The sequence below is a fragment of the Mycobacterium gordonae genome (assembly GCF_017086405.1).
In the GTDB taxonomy this organism is placed as follows: domain Bacteria; phylum Actinomycetota; class Actinomycetes; order Mycobacteriales; family Mycobacteriaceae; genus Mycobacterium; species Mycobacterium gordonae_D.
The window spans coordinates 1947202-1962802 of record NZ_CP070973.1 but is presented as its reverse complement, the minus strand read 5'-3'; the positions used below and the strand labels follow the sequence as shown (position 1 = coordinate 1962802).

General features: G+C 66.5%; 15 protein-coding genes. 4 read left to right on the top strand and 11 right to left on the bottom strand.

The genetic code is table 11. The features are described 5' to 3' along the window. Positions 1-31 precede the first annotated feature (31 nt). The 3 genes from JX552_RS08390 to prfB are packed head-to-tail and all read right to left on the bottom strand — an operon-like array spanning position 32 to position 2611. Positions 32-523: an Rv3103c family proline-rich protein gene (locus JX552_RS08390; RefSeq protein ID WP_205876909.1), complete on the bottom strand. Its 492-nt coding sequence runs from the start codon at positions 521-523 to the stop codon at positions 32-34. Next, positions 520-1506 carry a mechanosensitive ion channel family protein gene (locus JX552_RS08385; protein ID WP_431195936.1) on the bottom strand — a complete coding sequence of 329 codons (987 nt, stop codon included), beginning with the start codon at positions 1504-1506 and terminating at the stop codon, positions 520-522. The genes JX552_RS08390 and JX552_RS08385 overlap by 4 nt, the downstream gene beginning before the upstream one ends. Further along, positions 1496-2611 carry a peptide chain release factor 2 gene (gene prfB, locus JX552_RS08380; RefSeq protein ID WP_205876908.1) on the bottom strand — a complete coding sequence of 372 codons (1116 nt, stop codon included), beginning with the start codon at positions 2609-2611 and terminating at the stop codon, positions 1496-1498. The genes JX552_RS08385 and prfB overlap by 11 nt, the downstream gene beginning before the upstream one ends. A 42-nt stretch (positions 2612-2653) precedes the next feature. On the opposite strand from prfB, the gene JX552_RS08375 reads away from it, so the two are divergent. Beyond that, positions 2654-4024 carry an FAD-dependent oxidoreductase gene (locus tag JX552_RS08375; protein WP_205876907.1) on the top strand — a complete coding sequence of 457 codons (1371 nt, stop codon included), beginning with the start codon at positions 2654-2656 and terminating at the stop codon, positions 4022-4024. A gap of 297 nt (positions 4025-4321) precedes the next feature. Here JX552_RS08375 and JX552_RS08370 read toward each other — a convergent pair whose 3' ends face one another. Genes JX552_RS08370 through JX552_RS08360 form a run of 3 tightly spaced genes read right to left on the bottom strand, consistent with a single transcriptional unit; the run spans position 4322 to position 7485 of the window. Continuing rightward, a complete protein-coding gene (locus JX552_RS08370; protein WP_205876906.1) occupies positions 4322-5911 on the bottom strand; it encodes an FAD-binding oxidoreductase in 1590 nt (529 codons plus the stop codon). Positions 5912-5920: 9 nt separating this feature from the next. Beyond that, a complete protein-coding gene (locus tag JX552_RS08365) occupies positions 5921-6124 on the bottom strand; it encodes a hypothetical protein (protein ID WP_205876905.1) in 204 nt (67 codons plus the stop codon). A gap of 41 nt (positions 6125-6165) precedes the next feature. Then, a complete protein-coding gene (locus JX552_RS08360; protein ID WP_205876904.1) occupies positions 6166-7485 on the bottom strand; it encodes an HNH endonuclease signature motif containing protein in 1320 nt (439 codons plus the stop codon). 251 nt (positions 7486-7736) lie between these two features. Here JX552_RS08360 and JX552_RS08355 point away from each other — a divergent pair, with 251 nt between their 5' ends. Both JX552_RS08355 and JX552_RS08350 read left to right on the top strand, forming a co-directional pair. Beyond that, complete coding sequence (locus tag JX552_RS08355; protein WP_241011107.1) at positions 7737-8732, top strand: Acg family FMN-binding oxidoreductase; 996 nt, start codon at positions 7737-7739, stop codon at positions 8730-8732. Continuing rightward, on the top strand, positions 8729-9157 hold the full coding sequence (locus JX552_RS08350) for a pyridoxamine 5'-phosphate oxidase family protein (RefSeq protein ID WP_205876902.1): 429 nt from the start codon (positions 8729-8731) through the stop codon (positions 9155-9157). The genes JX552_RS08355 and JX552_RS08350 overlap by 4 nt, the downstream gene beginning before the upstream one ends. A 4-nt stretch (positions 9158-9161) precedes the next feature. On the opposite strand, the gene JX552_RS08345 is transcribed toward JX552_RS08350, so the two are convergent. Together JX552_RS08345 and JX552_RS08340 are read right to left on the bottom strand one after the other, a co-directional pair. Beyond that, entirely contained in the window at positions 9162-9584 is a 423-nt protein-coding gene (locus tag JX552_RS08345) for a group III truncated hemoglobin (protein WP_241010964.1), read from the bottom strand. Further along, positions 9581-10966 (bottom strand): WS/DGAT/MGAT family O-acyltransferase, encoded by a 1386-nt coding sequence (locus tag JX552_RS08340; protein WP_205876901.1) that lies wholly within the window; start codon positions 10964-10966, stop codon positions 9581-9583. Before JX552_RS08340 ends, JX552_RS08345 begins: the two co-directional genes overlap by 4 nt. A 181-nt stretch (positions 10967-11147) precedes the next feature. On the opposite strand from JX552_RS08340, the gene JX552_RS08335 reads away from it, so the two are divergent. Next, positions 11148-12146, top strand: coding sequence for an Acg family FMN-binding oxidoreductase (locus JX552_RS08335; protein WP_205878319.1), 999 nt, complete (start codon positions 11148-11150; stop codon positions 12144-12146). Here the strand turns inward: JX552_RS08335 and JX552_RS08330 are convergent. The 3 genes from JX552_RS08330 to JX552_RS08320 are packed head-to-tail and all read right to left on the bottom strand — an operon-like array spanning position 12126 to position 15316. Then, positions 12126-13859 (bottom strand): GAF domain-containing sensor histidine kinase, encoded by a 1734-nt coding sequence (locus tag JX552_RS08330; protein ID WP_205876900.1) that lies wholly within the window; start codon positions 13857-13859, stop codon positions 12126-12128. The genes JX552_RS08335 and JX552_RS08330 overlap by 21 nt on opposite strands. Next, on the bottom strand, positions 13856-14503 hold the full coding sequence (gene dosR, locus JX552_RS08325; protein WP_205876899.1) for a hypoxia response regulator transcription factor DosR/DevR: 648 nt from the start codon (positions 14501-14503) through the stop codon (positions 13856-13858). The genes JX552_RS08330 and dosR overlap by 4 nt, the downstream gene beginning before the upstream one ends. Positions 14504-14518: 15 nt before the next feature. Next, entirely contained in the window at positions 14519-15316 is a 798-nt protein-coding gene (locus tag JX552_RS08320) for a universal stress protein (protein WP_205876898.1), read from the bottom strand. Between the last annotated feature and the right edge of the window lie 285 nt (positions 15317-15601).

Genomic DNA, 15601 nt, shown 5'->3' with positions numbered 1-15601 from the left:
TGTAGCCGGGTAGTTCGCCGGGGCGCGAAACTCAGCGCGCCGGAGGCGCCGAGCTGGGCCCCGGAACGGGCGAGGAACCGGGCCCGGGCTGCGCGGGTGGTTGCTGGTTGGCGGGCGGTGTGGTCGGGGTAGTCGTCGCCGGGCAGAAGGGTGGCGGCAGCAGGCACGGCAAACCCGGTGGCGTCGTCGTGGTGGTAGTGGTCGGCGGAGGCGGCGGAGTTGTGGTCGTCGTCGGCGTGGGCGTCGGGGTGGTGGTGACGGGCTGCTGCTGCACCCGGGTGCGCGGCACCCACGTGTAACCGGGATCGGGGACAAAACCGGGCGGGACCACCTGCGAAGGCGGATTGTCGCTGCGTGCCGGCTCGGGTTGCGGCCGATAGGTGGCGTAGGTCCACCACAGCGCGAAGAACGCCAGGACAAGTACCACGGTCGAGGTGCGGACCCGGCCGCCGAACAGGTGGCTCGGAGTGCGCCGCTCCCTACTGTCTTTGAGCCGCTGTGCCAGATTCAGTTCGAATTTCATCGCTGGGCCACCGACCCTTTGTCGGCGTCGGTCACCTCGTCGGCCGCGGGCATCCCCGCGTCGTCGACCACCCCGATCGTCGCGTCGGCCGCGGTCACGATGCCCGCCCGGGCCAGCGCGCGGATGACCAGGACCCGCAACAGTCGGCCGGCCTCGAACTGCTTGCCGGGCAGCGTGCGCGCCACCAGGCGCAGCGTGACGGTTTCGACCTCGATGCTCTCCACGCCCATCACCGTGGGCGAATCCAGCAGTAACTCGCCTAGCAACGGGTTGTCCTGGGCGCGTTCGCACTCCTGGTGCAAGACGTCGTTGACCCGGTTGAGGTCGGCGTTCGTCGACACCGGGATGTCCACCACGGCGCGGGCCCAGTCCTTGGACAGGTTCACCGACTTGACGATCTGACCGTTGGGGACGGTGAACACCTCGCCGTCCGCTGACCGCAGCCTGGTCACCCGCAGTGTGACGTTCTCGACGGTGCCGGTGGCGTCGGTCGTCGAACCCTGGATGGTGAGCTTCACCAGGTCACCGAACCCGTACTGGCGCTCGACGATGATGAAGAACCCGGACAGCAGGTCCTTGACCAGTTGCTGGGCACCGAAACCCAATGCCGCGCCCACGACGGTGGCCGGCGCGACCAGGCCCCCCACCGAGAACTGCAGAACGTCGGCGATCTGCATCATCACCATGATCGCGATGATTACGATCGACACCCAGCGGATCACCGAGGCCACGGCCTGGCGGTGCTTGGTCGCCTCCGATCGCACCAGCGCGTCGCTTTCGGCGAAGCCGAGGTCGAGTTGGCGACTGATCCGTTGAGCTACCCAGCTGACGAAGCGGGCGGCCAGCACCGCCGCGATGACCAGCATCGCGACGCGCAGCCCTCTGGTGATGATCCATTCGCCGAGCGGGCCACGCCAAAAGTCGTGCCATCGCTGCGCCGCGGAGGCGATGTTCATGTTGAACGCAGTGTTATTAGTCGTCATCTTTTCTGTTGCGCCATCGGATCCCGGCTTCCAGGAATCCGTCGATGTCTCCGTCCAGGACGGCCGCCGGGTTGCCCACCTCGAACTCGGTGCGCAGATCCTTGACCATCTGGTAGGGGTGCAATACGTATGACCGCATCTGATTTCCCCAGGAGCTGCCGCCGTCGCCTTTCAGGGCGTCCAGCTCCGCGCGTTCTTCGGAACGCTTGCGCTCCAACAACTTTGCCTGAAGCACTCGTAACGCTGAAACTTTGTTCTGCAGTTGCGACTTCTCGTTCTGGCAAGTCACGACAATACCCGTTGGGATGTGGGTTAAACGAACCGCCGAGTCGGTGGTGTTGACCGACTGCCCGCCCGGACCGCTGGACCGGTAGACGTCGACGCGCAGGTCGCCTTCGGGAATTTCGATGTGGTCGGTGGTCTCCACCACCGGCAGCACCTCGACCTCCGCGAACGATGTCTGACGTCGACTTTGGTTGTCGAACGGGCTGATTCGCACCAGTCGGTGGGTGCCCTGTTCCACCGAAAGCGTTCCGTAGGCGAACGGCGCATGCACGGCGAAGGTCGCGCTCTTGATGCCGGCCTCTTCGGCGTAGGACGTGTCGAACACCTCGACGCCGTACTTATGCTGCTCAGCCCAGCGGATGTACATCCGCATGAGCATCTCTGCCCAGTCGGCGGCGTCGACGCCGCCCGCACCGGAACGGATTGTGACCAATGCCTCACGTTCGTCGTACTCGCCGGACAGCAGTGTGCGCACCTCGGTGGCCTCGATGTCGGCGCGCAGCGCCTTGAGTTCGGCGTCGGCTTCGGCGAGGGCGGCTTCGGCTGCGGGGCCCTGTTCCTCGGCGGCCAGCTCGTAGAGCACCGGCAGGTCATCGAGGCGGCCGCGCAACTCCTCGACCCGGCGCAATTCCCCCTGGGTGTGCGACAGTTCGCTGGTCACCTGCTGCGCGCGGGCCTGGTCGTCCCACAGGTTGGGGTCGGACGCCTGCTGTTCGAGTTTCTCGATCCGGCTTCTCAGACCCTCGACGTCAAGCACCCTCTCCACCGTGGTGAGGGTGGAGTCCAGTGCGGCGATATCGGCTTGACGGTCAGGTTCCACAGGCGACAACGTTACCGGCACCACCGTCTAGCATCCTTCTACATGCGTCCCTATCACGTCGCCATCGTCGGCTCCGGGCCGTCGGGCTTCTTCGCCGCCGCCTCCCTACTGAAGGCGGCTGACACGACCGACGAGATCGACGTGGCCGTCGACATGCTCGAGATGCTGCCGACACCGTGGGGTTTGGTGCGCTCCGGCGTCGCGCCCGACCACCCCAAGATCAAGTCGATCAGCAAACAATTCGAGAAGACCGCTACCGACCCCCGCTTCCGGTTCTTCGGCAATGTCGCGGTGGGCGAACATGTGCACGCCCAGGAACTCGCCGAGCGCTATGACGCGGTGATCTACGCCGTCGGCGCCCAGTCGGACAAACCGCTGAACATTCCCGGGGAGCACCTGACGGGCAGCATCTCCGCAGTGGATTTCGTGGGCTGGTACAACGCGCACCCCCACTTCGAGGACAAGACCCCGAACCTGTCCGGCGCCCGGGCCCTGGTGGTGGGCAACGGCAACGTCGCGATCGACGTCGCACGCATCCTGGTAACCGACCCCGACGTGCTGGCGCTCACGGACATCGCCGACCACGCGCTGGAGTCGCTGCGTCCGCGCGGCGTCGAAGAGGTGATCATCATCGGCCGGCGCGGCCCGCTGCAGACGGCGTTCACCACGTTGGAGTTGCGCGAACTCGGCGAGCTCGAAGGGGTCGACGTGATCGTCGACCCAGCCCAGTTCGAGGGCATCACCGACGAGGACGCCGAGGCGGCGGGCAAGACGACCAAACAGAACATCAAGGTGCTGCGAGGCTACGCGGAGCGCGAACCGCGTCCGGGCCATCGCCGGATCGTGTTCCGGTTCCTGACCTCTCCGATCGAGATCAAGGGCACCGAACACGTCGAGCACATCGTCTTGGGCCGCAATGAACTGGTCACCGACGAAAGCGGCTGGGTGTCGGCCAAGGACACGGGTGAACGCGAGGAGCTTCCGGTGCAGTTGGTCGTCCGCTCGGTGGGCTACCGCGGCGTCCCGACGCCGGGCCTGCCGTTCGACGAGAGGCGCGGGACCATCCCCAACACCGGCGGCCGCGTCGAAGGCAGTCGCAACGAATATGTCGTCGGCTGGATCAAGCGAGGGCCGACCGGCGTGATCGGCACCAACAAGAGTGACTCCCAGGAGACCGTCGACACATTGATCGCCGATCTAGCCGGTTTGGTAACTGAGGGGGCTTTGGCCGAATTCCCCGACGACCACGCCGACAGGCTCACGGACTGGCTGACCGAGCGGCAGCCCAAGGTGGTCACATCGGAGCACTGGGACGTTATCGACCAGTTCGAGCGGTCAGCCGGCGAGCCACACGGACGCCCCCGGGTCAAACTGCCCAACCTCGCGCGGCTGTTGCACATCGGGCACGGCTGATCGCCGGCCGTGCCGGGCGAAGCGGGCCGCCACTATCCAACGTGGCAGTCGCGAGCGCGGCGGTGCCGGGCGAAGCGGGCCGCCACTATCCAACGTGGCGGTCGCGAGCGCGGCGGTGCCGGGCGAAGCGGGCCGCCACTATCCAACGTGGCGGTCGCGAGCGCGGCGGTGCCGGGCGAAGCGGGCCGCCACTATCCAACGTGGCAGTCGCGAGCGCGGCGGTGCCGGGCGAAGCGGGCCGCCACTATCCAACGTGGCGGTCGCGAGCGCGGCGGTGCCGGGCGAAGCGGGCCGCCACTATCCAACGAGCACGCCGGGATTGAGGATCCCGGCCGGGTCCAGCGCATGCTTGGTCGCGCGCAGCGCTTTGGCGAACGGATCGGGACGCTGCCGGTCATACCAAGGGCGGTGGTCTCGGCCGACCGCGTGATGGTGGGTGATGGTGCCGCCCGTGGCGCTGATCGCCTCGGAGACAGCGGCTTTCATCTCGTCCCACTGCGCATCGAGAGAACCCCACCGCCCGGCGGCGTAGATGCCGTAGTAGGGCGCCGGACCGTCGGGGTAGACATGGGTGAACCGGCAGGTCACCACGCCGGTGCCACAGACCTTCTGGATCGCATCGGTTGCGGCACGGGTCACCGCGTTGTGTAAGTCCTCGAATCCGGCCCAGGTGCAAGCTGTTTCGAACGTCTCGGCGATGACGCCGCGGCGGGCCAGCGCGTCTCGCTGGTAGGGCATCCGCAGAAAGGACGAGCGCCAGTTGGTCGACGCGTCGTCTGTTCTGTCTTCTATTGCGTCACTGTCAGGTTCGCGGTTGCGCCGGGAGATGACCGTGCCACCGTGTTCGGCGGTGATTTCCAGTGCGCGGTTCAGCCAGGGGTCGATCGGATGGTCGGCAGATTCGAAAGCCAGGACCAACAGTCCGCCACTCGCCGGTGCGCCTGCGTTCAGGAATGCCTCGGCGGGGTCGAGCAACCGGCAGTTCGCCGGGTACAGGCCGGCTTGGGCGACCGTGCGGGTGGCGGCGACGGCGGCCGGCCAGTTCTCGAACGCGACCGACGCGGTGACCTGCCAGCGTGGGCGGTACTGCAACCGCATCCATGCCTCGGTGATGACTCCGAGGGTGCCCTCCGAGCCGACGAAGAGCCGGTCGGGGGACGGTCCCGCGCCCGAACCGGGCAGCCGGCGCGACTCGCTGACACCTGCCGGGGTGACCACGCGCACCGATTCGGTCAGGTCGTCGATGTGGGTGTAGAGCGTGGCGAAGTGCCCGCCGGCGCGGGTGGCCAGCCAGCCGCCGAGGCTGGAGAACGCGAACGATTGCGGGAAGTGCCGCAGCGTGAGGTTGTGCTTACGCAGCTGGTCCTCGATCCACGGGCCGAGGGCGCCGGCCTGGATCCGAGCGGCGCGGCTGACCTGATCGACCTCGACCACCGCGCTCATCGCGCTGACGTCCAGGGTGATCGCGGGCTCCTGGAAGCGAGGCTCCACGCCGCCGACGACGGAGCTGCCGCCGCCGTAGGGAATCACCGGAATCCCTTCGCGGGTACACCAATCCAGGACGTCCACGACATCCTGTTCGCGTCGTGGTCGCACGATCAGGTCAGGCAGATGATCGAGGCGCCCCTGCAGATTTCGCGCGACGTCACGGAAAGCCTTGCCCCGCGCGTGCCCGGCGCGATCCACCACTTGGGACGAGCACAACGCGGCCAGCGATTGCGGCGGGGTGATAGTTGAACTCGGCAACCCGAGCGTGTTCGGGTCGGGCGGCCGATGGTCGGTGAGGTCGTGGCCGGGCAGCATTGCCGCTACCCGGGCCACCAGTTCCTTGGTCTCCTGCTCGGTGAGGGCCTGTTCGAGCGTGCCCCACCCCCACCACGAACGCATGCCGTGGCGTCAGCGCTTACGGAGAACGAGGGCGCCGCCGGCGACCAGCAGCACGAGGGCAAGCACAATGCCCCAACCGGCGCCGGCGAAATACCAGGTGACAGCCACCAGCGCGATCAGCGGCGACATCGCAAAGAGCACGATGCCGGGGTTCTGCTTGATGACCGCCAACGCGCTTCTGGCGCGGATCGGGTCCAACTCATTGCCTGCCATCCGTACAGAATGCCAGGTGAGGGGCGCAATGCGAAGCGCGGTCATCCGGGTTCGTCGTCATCGGGTGCGAGCAGTTTTTCCGGATGGTGAAACGTATTGATCCGCGGCTGACCGTGGTCGAGATGGGCGGGTGGGAGCCACTCGGTCTCACCCTTGGCGTTCTTGCGGGTGGTCCAGCCTGTTTCGGCCAGGCGGTTGTCGATGCCGCAGGCCAGGGTCAGGTCGTCGATGTCGGTGTAGTGGGTGGCGGTCCATCGGGTGACGTGGTGGACCTCGGTTTGGTAACCGGGGATGGTACAGCCGGGGCGGGTGCAGCCGCCGTCCTTCGCCAGCAACATCATTCGCTGGGCCAGGTTGGCGAACCGCTTGGTGTGGAACAGGGCCAGAGGCTTCGCCCGGTCGAAGACCGCCAGGTAGTGATGTGCCTGCGCGGCCCAGCGGATCAGCTGGGACATCGGCACCAGGGTGCCCCCGGCGGTGCGGGCCTTGCCGGCGCCGGCTTCGAGGTCCTTGAGCGTGGTGGTGACGATGATCGACACCGGGAGCCCGTGGTGGGTGCCGAGGTCGTTGGTGGCGAGCAGGGTGCGGATAGCGGTGACCATGGCGTCGTGGTTGCGCTGTGGTTGGCTGCGAGCATCGGTGTCCCCGTCCGGGACGCCGGCTCCGGGGGCGGCGAGTTTGGCCCACGCCGCCTCGATCAGCGCCCGTAGTTCCGGGGTGATCAGCCCGCCGATCCGTGACATGCCGTCGTACTGCTGCGGGCCGAGGATCAGGGCGCGTTTGCGGGCACGTTCCTCCTCGGTGTAGTCACCGTCGGGATGCAGCAGCGCCATCAATTCGTGGGCATATTTGGATACCTGGTCGGGGCGGAAGTCGCAGGCTTTGCCGGCCAGATCGGCCTCGGCCGCCTCCCAGGTGCCCACGTCGATACTGCTGGGCAGGTGGGCGATGAAGGTGCGGATCACCTTGATGTGCGCGTCACCGATCAGACCCTGGCGCTGAGCCTTGGCGGTGGCGGTCAGCAGCGGTGCCAGTGGTTCACCGGTGAGTGCGCGGCGCTGGCCGAGGTCGTGGGCTTCGGCGATGCGCCTGCCCGCTTCGGCTCGGGTGATGCGCAGCCGGTCAGCCAGCGCCGCGCGCAGTTTGCCGCCAAGCTCTTCTTCGGTGGCCTGGGTGTGGAGGTGGTTGATCAGCGTGTGCTGCGGTGTGCGCAACCGGCGGACCGCCTTTTCCAGGCGCTCCGTTCCGCGCATGAACTCCGGAGCGGTGAACGCATCGAACGTCAAGTCGCACAGGCGATCTACTGCGGCATCCAGCAGGTTGAAGACCTCGACGATCTCCTCGCGCGTACTCGATGCCATGCCGCAATTCTACGAAGAAGCACCGACAGGTTCGCGTCGTCGCGGAGACCGAAACCCGTTGATATCACCGGTGATATCACTCCCGAGGACCTAGTGCCACCCGGTGCCCGGCACCGGTGCGACCAAGCGACTATCCCATGCAGCGCAGAATATTTCGCGCACGATGACCACAGGTGACACTGGGCATACCGCCCAATGACCAAGGTCCCTACCTATCGCAAGCCCGCAACCGTATCGTCCGTGCGGTGGACATCGAGACCGTCAAGAGCGCCGTCTCGCTGGCCTGCCGCGCGCCGTCCATCCACAACAGCCAACCGTGGCGTTGGGTCGTCGATCCCAACGCCGTTCACCTCTTCGCTGACCGCAACCGAACCGTTCGTGCCACAGACCATTCGGGACGCGACGCCTTGATCAGCTGCGGCGCGACGCTGCATCATCTCGAGGTCGCGATGGCGGCCGCGGGCTGGAAAGCCACCATCTCTCGCTTCCCCGACCCGAACGACCTCGGGCATCTGGCCGCCCTGCAATTCCGCCCTACCGATCTCGTCACCGCGGCACATCGCAATCGGGCCGAAGCCATTCTGCAGCGCTACACCGATCGGCTGCCGTTCGAGCGCCCCATGTACTGGGACCATTTCGAACCGGTGCTGCGCGACGCGATCGACGACCAGGTCGCTAGTCTCGACGTCCTCGCCGACGAGCAACGGCTGAAGCTGGCCGACGCGTCGCAGCTGACCGCGGCGCTGCGTCGGGACGACGCTTCGTACCACGCCGAATTGGACTGGTGGACATCGCCGTTCGCGCTACACGAGGGAATGCCGCCGGCTGCGCTGGCATCCGACACCGAACGGCTGCGGGTCGACGTCGCCCGGGAGTTCCCGGTCCGCGGTCACCAGAACCGCCGTCCCCAGATCGCCACCGACTGGTCGAAGATTCTCGTGTTGTCCACTCCCGCCGACGGAAAAGCCGACGTACTGCGATGCGGCGAAGTACTCTCCAGCGTGCTACTCGAATGCACCATGGCCGGAATGGCGAGCTGCACATTGACCCACCTGATCGAATCGAGTGAGAGCCGCGACATCGTGCGGGACCTGATCGGCCGGCGCGGTGAACCCCAGGTTCTGATCCGGGTGGGCATCGCACCCCCGATGGAACCGCTTCCAGCCCCGACGCCACGCCGACCCTTGCATGCCGTACTCGAGATCCGTGACACGCCCCGCATTCCGCACGAAAGGATGAGCCCATGAGCACCGAGCCGATCACCGTCCTGTCCGACAGCGAGAGTTGGGATCTGCTGAGCACCGCCTCGCTCGGCCGCCTGGTGACCAACTTCGCCGGTGAACCGGAGATATTCCCGGTGAACTTCGTGGTCCAGGGCCGCACCGTACTGTTCCGGACGGCCGGAGGCACCAAACTCTTCTCGGCCGTCGGCAATCGCACCGTGATCTTCGAGGCCGATGACCACAACGTCGCCGAGGGCTGGAGTGTGATCGTGCGCGGTCGTGCGCAGTTGTTGAAGAGCGACGCCGACATCCAGCAAGCCGATAAGGCCGGCTTGTACCCGTGGGTCGCGACGGCGAAGCCCAACTACGTGCGCATCACTCCGAATGACATCACCGGCCGCCGCTTCGTGTTCGGTCCAGAGCCCGACCACGTCGAGACCGTCTCGTAGGGATTCAGCGCGCGAGCAGCGCATCAAGCTCGCGCGCGTCGACGCCGCCCAGGCGCCGGTTCATCGACCATGCGATCCGGGCTGCTTGCAGCTTGGCATGCTCGGCCGCCGGGCCTTCGTAAAGTTCGTCGACAGCCTCGTTCCACAGGACCAGCCAGCGGACAAAGTGGCTAGCCGTCAACGGAGTTCGGCTGTGCAGATCCCGATGCACGGTCAGCGCGCTGCCGCGGTAAAGGCCCGCCCGAAACAGGACGGTCTCCCAGAAGTCGCACATCGTCGGGATATGCCCGGCCAGGCCGGTAGCTCTCAATTGCGTGAACGCGCCGTGGAGCAGCTCGTCATGCAGCGCCCTGCCGTAGAACCGGTACAGCAGCGCCTCGACGTCGGCGCGGGCGGCGAGGTCAGGCCTCGGTGCGCCCACCGTCACACCACCAGCGACAGCGGCCCACGGGTCGGAGGGTTCCTGCGTCGCTTGCTGAGCGCGACCAGACGCGTGATCGCCGCCTCGATGCCCCGTGCCAATTGGTCGACGTCAGCGGCCACGCCGTAGTCGGTGAGGATCCCGAAGAAAAGGTCGCCGGCGTAACTGAGCATCGCCACCCCGGTGCGAAGATCCATCGCCAGCGGCGGGACCGGGTACAACCCGGTGACTTGGCTGCCCATGATCCGCAGCGGGCGACTCGGCCCGGGCACGTTGGTCGCCACTGTCACCACCCCACGTTGCGGCAGGCGCATCAGCATCCCGACGGTCCACGCGCTGAAGGCGAAGGGGATGCGATTCGTCAAGGCTATGAACATGTTTCCCGCCTGCCGCTGGCCACTCGACTTCGCCCTGCCCAGTCGATCGTGCACGGTACGCAGCCGCTCCACCGGATTCTCCTCGTCCACCGGCAGATTCGGCAGCATCAACGACACCCGGTTGTCCGTCTCATCGGCCGCGTTTGCCGACCGCACCGAAACGGGGACCAAAGTCCGCAACGAACCGCGCATCGGTGTGAGCCCACGCTCCATCATGATATTGCGGTAACTCTCGGTAATGGCCGCCAGTGCAACGTCATTGACGGTGACATCGAAAGTTGAAGCGATCAGTTCGATGTCGGCCATAGGCACCCGCGCCCCGCTGTACCGGCGCTGGTTGCTCAGCGGACCGTTCAGCGCCGACGCTGTGGGGATCGCCAGTCCGGCAGCGATCTCCCCGGCACCCTGGACGGCGCGGGCGATGCCGGCCGTCAGGGTGGCCGAGGCGTGGGCCAGACCGCGCAGCAACGGCGTCCGTTGCGCGGGGCGCTCTTTCACGATCTTGCGGCGTGCGTGTCCGTGGTGAGGGAACACACCTTTGACACCGTCGTCGCACAGTCCGGCGAGTACGTGGGTGGCGGCGATACCGTCGGCCATGCAGTGGTGAAGTTTGGTCAGCATCGCCCAGCGATCATCGGCCAGCCCCTCGATGACCCACACCTCCCACAGCGGCCGATCGCGATCCAGACGCCGCGCCATCACGTCGGCGATCAACCGGAACAGCTCGCGGTCATCGCCGGGATGGGGCAGTGCAGCCCGCCGCACATGCCGCTCGATGTCGAAGCCGGGGTCGTCCACCCACTCGGGCGCACCGAGGTCGAGTGGGTGCAGTCGCAGTCGTTGCCCGAATCGGGGGCATCCGCGGATCCGTTGTGCGAAAACCGATATCAGTGCGTCCTGTTCGGGCGGCGGGCCTTCGATGACCGCCAGACCCCCGATCGCCAGGCTGACCCGCGGATCGGCGTCCTCGGCTTTGAGGAACCCGGCGTCAAGTGTCGTCAGGTGGTCCATGGAATCAGCGCCTCCGGATATTTATCTGCTACTGCCAGTTTCACTATCCGCCGTCCAGGGGTCTGCGGAGCAGGGCCAAAGGTCCCACGCTGGCGGGGCTTGTTCCTCTGCCCCTGGTCGCGGGGTTCCGGCGATCCTTGAAGGCATGACCACCGTCATGGACAGGGAAGGCTCCGTCCCGATGAATGCCCAATTCCCCGATGCCGACACGCTGCGGACCGTCCTCACTCTTGCCACCCGCGCTCCTTCCATCCACAACACCCAGCCGTGGCGCTGGCGGGTGGGAACGGCGAGCCTGGACCTGTTCTCCGAACCGGACATGCAGCTGAAGAGCACGGATCCCGATGGTCGCGACATGATCATCAGTTGCGGCGTGGCGCTGCACCACTGTGTCGTGGCGCTGGCGTCAATGGGCTGGCATGCCAAGCTGAGCCGATTCCCCGACCCGCAAGACATCCGTCACCTGGCCACCATCGAGGTGGTGCCGCAAGCGCCGGATCAGTCCGACATCGCGCTGGCAGCAGCCATCCCCCGCCGCCGGACCGATCGCCGTGCGTACAGTTCCTGGCCGGTGCCCAACGGCGATATCGCGCAAATGGCCGCGCGTGCAGCTCGCAGTGGCGTCATGCTCCGGCAGGTGGATTCACTGGAAAAAATGAAGAACATCGTGGCGCGCGCCGTTTCCGACCATGCCAGCGACGACGCCTATATGCGCGAATTGACCACGTGGAGTGGACGATACGGCGCGGTGGCGGGAGTACCGGCGCGCAACGCGCCGCAGTCAGATCCGCATTCACCCATTCCCGCCCGCCTGTTCGCCGGTCCCGGATTGGCCCAGCCGTCCGGTATTTCACCCGCCGACGACTGCGGCGTGATCCTGGCACTCGGCACCGAAACGGACGACCGGCTGTCGCAGCTGCGGGCCGGCGAGACCACCAGCATCGTGCTGCTGACCGCCACCGCGCTGGGTTTGGCATGCTGCCCGATCACCGAACCGCTGGAGATCACCGAGACCCGGGCCGCCGTCCGCGCCGACGTGTTCGGTGACAGCGGCTACCCCCAGATGCTGCTGCGGGTGGGGTGGGCCCCGATCAACGCCGATCCGTTACCGGCCACACCGCGGCGCCGACTGGTCCGGGTCGTCGACTGGCCGGAGCAGCTATTGGACGAGCGGCGCTGACCACCGCAGCACTGTCCCACCCGCAGGCTGCGCTTCGATGGTGAACTGCCCCCCGGCCTCTTCCGCGCGCCGCTTGAGGTTAGTCAGTCCGCTGCCGGTGAACTCCTCGGGTATGCCGCGACCGTTGTCCCCGACCTCGATGCACAGGTCGTCGTCGACCCGGACCCGCACCGTCAACGTGGTGGCCTGTGCGTGCCGGACGGCATTGCTCACCGCTTCCCGGACCACCGCCTCGGCGTGATCGGCCAGCACGCTGTCGACCACTGACAGCGGCCCGATGTATTGAACGCTGGTGCGTAATCCGGAGTCGGCGAACTGGCCGGCGGCCGCGTCGATGCGCTGGCGCAGTCGGGTGATGCCCTGCGAGGCTCCGTGCAGATCGAAGATGGTGGTCCGGATTTCCTGGATGACCCCTTGCAGGTCGTCGATGGCACCGGAAAGCCGTTGCTGCACTTCCGGTTCCCGCGTCCTGGGCACGGCCGCCTGCAATGAGAGCCCGACCGCGAACAGGCGTTGGATCACGTGGTCGTGCAGATCCCGTGCGATGCGGTCGCGGTCGGCCAGCACGTCGAGTTCGCGCATCTGCCGCTGCGACGTGGCCAACTGCAGGGCCAACGCGGCCTGGTCGGCGAACGCGGCCATCATCTCGAGCTGATCGTTGGTGAAGAATCCCGCACCGTCCCGGCCCAGGACGACGACCACGCCTGCCACAGTGCCGGTGGCCCGCAACGGCAGTAGCAACGCCGGCCCGACATCGTCCAGGCCGCCCAGGCCCTCGGTGTCCAGCCGTTCGATCTGGCGTGGCATACCGTTGACGAACACCTCGCCCAGCACCGTGCCGCCGACCGGGACAGTTTGTCCCGCAACGTGTTCTACTGCAGCACCGAGGGTCTGGATCACCATCAGCTCCGCGACGTCGGCGGGCGAGACGCTCTCGTCGAGGGGAACGGCGACCAGGGCCGCATCCGCGGCGGTCAATTTGATCGCCTCCTCGGCAAGTAGGCGGTACACCGTAGCCGGTTCCGTGCCGGACAGCAGTTCGGTGGCGATGTCGCGGGTGGCCTCGATCCAGGACTGGCGTTCCCTGGCCTCTAGGTAGAGCCGCGCGTTTGCGATGGCGATGCCCGCCGCTGCTGCCAGCGCCTGTACCAGCACTTCGTCGTCTTCGGTGAACGACTGACCGTTGGTCTTGTCGGTCAGATACAGCGTGCCGAACGATTCCCCGCGCACCAGGACAGGCACGCCGAGAAACGTCCGCATCGGCGGATGATGCGGCGGAAAGCCCACCGATGCGGGATGCTTCGAAAGATCGTCCAGCCGTAACGCTTTGGGTTCATCGATGAACAGACCGATGATGCCTTTACCTTGCGGCAAATTGCCGATACGTCGAACGGTCTCCTCGTCGATGCCCTCGTGGACGAAATTCATCACCCGCTGTTCGCCGTCGTGCACTTCCAGGGCACCGTAGCGGGCGTCGACCAGGTTAGTCGCCGAGTGCACGATGGCACGCAGGGTGGCGTTGAGTTCCAGACCCGAGGTGACCACCAGCATGGCCTCCAGCAGTCCGTCGAGCCGGTCGCGGCCCTCGACGATCTGCTCGACCCGGTCCTGCACCTCGACCAGCAGTTCCCGCAGCCGCAACTGGGACAGGGTCTGGCGGAACGGATGCAGATCGTCCTCCGGGCCGGTCTCGACCGGCTCGCTGACGGTCATCGGCCGGCGCCCTGGGAGCGTTTCAATTCCGCCGCGAAAACGGCGGCTTGGGTCCGGCGCTCCATACCGAGTTTGGCCAGCAACCGGGACACGTAGTTCTTCACCGTCTTCTCGGCGAGGAACATGCGATCGGCGATCTGCTTGTTGGTCAGGCCTTCGCTGAGCAGGCCCAACAATGCGCGCTCCTGCTCGGTGAGGCCCGACAATGGGTCTTGTCTTTCGGTGGCATCACGCAGCTTGGACATCAACGCCGCGGCCGCCCGGTTGTCCAGCAACGACCTACCCGCGCCGACATCCTTGACGGCGCGGGCCAATTCCATGCCCTTGATGTCCTTGACGACGTAGCCGCTGGCGCCGGCCAGGATCGCGTCCAGCATCGCTTCATCGGAGGTGTAGGAAGTCAGGATCAGACAACGCAATTCGGGCATGCGCGACAACAGCTCGCGGCACAGCTCGATGCCGTTGCCGTCGGGTAGCCGCACGTCGAGAACCGCCACGTCAGGATTCGCCGCCGGAATCCGTGACATGGCTTCGGTAACCGAGCCCGCTTCGCCGACCACGTCGAGTTCGGGGTCGGCACCGAGCAGGTCGATCAGACCGCGTCGCACGACTTCATGATCGTCGACCAGGAAGACTCTTACCAAGGCATCCCTCCCGATCTACAGATTCCCGCAGCGCACCGTCAGCACCGAGGACCCCGCGTTGTACACGCTGCGCATCTGTGCGGCATGCGCATCGGTGACGAAGAGCTGGCCCGGCCCCTCATTGTCGGCCATGTAGCGGCCGCCGTGTCCACGGACGATAGCCGACTCCACCCGCACGTCGGGGTACAACCGCGTCCACCGGGTGAGCCTGCGGTCGAGTTGCACTTGCGCCAAACCGTTCCCGTCCCCCGCCGCGTCGTGTGAGTGATTCGCCTGTACTGAAACGGCGCGCAGCGGGACGCCACGCAGGCGGGCCTCCTGGAACGCGTGGCGCAACACGGCCCCGTTGTCCGCTTCCGCGACGACTCGCTTGATCTTCGGCGTTGTGGTGCCGTCGGGTGAGCGGTGGATCACCGCCACGGGACACAGCGATGATCCGGCCAGTGCGCCGGCGACCGAGCCCTCGCCGCTGTGTGCATGATTTCGCCCGATCGAACCCACACAGATCATCGACGCCGACCTGGACTCCTGCATCAGCTTGGTAAGGGGCCTGCCCCAGAGGATTTCGGTTTCGACGACCACCTGTTTGCCGGTCGCCCTGATCGCTTGCGCGGCGTCGAACAACGCCGCTCGGGCGGCGGCCTGATGTCCAGCGACACCACCCGGGACCGGCGGCGACTCGATGACATAGACCAGGCGCAGTGGTACGTCCCGGTCGGCCGCCTCGTCGATGGCCCACAGGGCGGCATGCAAGGCCGCTCTCGAACCGTCGACGCCCACCACGACTGCAGGACCTGACTCGTGGCTGCTCATCGCAGGTGCTCCTTCACTCGATCACGTCGGCCACCTCGGACGCTATTGGCGGCTGAACCGGGACCCAAGAGGCATTGGTCCCCGGATCGGTGTCTTAGGTCCCTAGAGCGAAGTGATTCGTGGCGGCTCTTGCCCGCAAACGGCGGTGGCGCATCGGACCGCAATCCGACGGTGGCCTCACCGCGCCCGGTCGACATCAGGACAACGTCAACCACCGAAGGTGACCACTGCGCCGATCGGGTTGGCCGCACATTGAATTCATCCAGTCGGAATTAACCCGGACGG

Bases quoted from the DNA above. Each gene is read 5' to 3' on its own strand.
- JX552_RS08340 (WP_205876901.1), bottom strand. From the start codon at position 10,966: ATGGACCACCTGACGACACTTGACGCCGGGTTCCTCAAAGCCGAGGAC.
- JX552_RS08375 (WP_205876907.1), top strand. From the start codon at position 2,654: ATGCGTCCCTATCACGTCGCCATCGTCGGCTCCGGGCCGTCGGGCTTC.
- JX552_RS08350 (WP_205876902.1), top strand. From the start codon at position 8,729: ATGAGCACCGAGCCGATCACCGTCCTGTCCGACAGCGAGAGTTGGGAT.
- JX552_RS08320 (WP_205876898.1), bottom strand. From the start codon at position 15,316: ATGAGCAGCCACGAGTCAGGTCCTGCAGTCGTGGTGGGCGTCGACGGT.
- JX552_RS08385 (WP_431195936.1), bottom strand. From the start codon at position 1,506: ATGACGACTAATAACACTGCGTTCAACATGAACATCGCCTCCGCGGCG.
- JX552_RS08330 (WP_205876900.1), bottom strand. From the start codon at position 13,859: ATGACCGTCAGCGAGCCGGTCGAGACCGGCCCGGAGGACGATCTGCAT.
- JX552_RS08370 (WP_205876906.1), bottom strand. From the start codon at position 5,911: ATGCGTTCGTGGTGGGGGTGGGGCACGCTCGAACAGGCCCTCACCGAG.
- JX552_RS08365 (WP_205876905.1), bottom strand. From the start codon at position 6,124: ATGGCAGGCAATGAGTTGGACCCGATCCGCGCCAGAAGCGCGTTGGCG.
- JX552_RS08360 (WP_205876904.1), bottom strand. From the start codon at position 7,485: ATGGCATCGAGTACGCGCGAGGAGATCGTCGAGGTCTTCAACCTGCTG.
- JX552_RS08390 (WP_205876909.1), bottom strand. From the start codon at position 523: ATGAAATTCGAACTGAATCTGGCACAGCGGCTCAAAGACAGTAGGGAG.
- JX552_RS08335 (WP_205878319.1), top strand. From the start codon at position 11,148: ATGAATGCCCAATTCCCCGATGCCGACACGCTGCGGACCGTCCTCACT.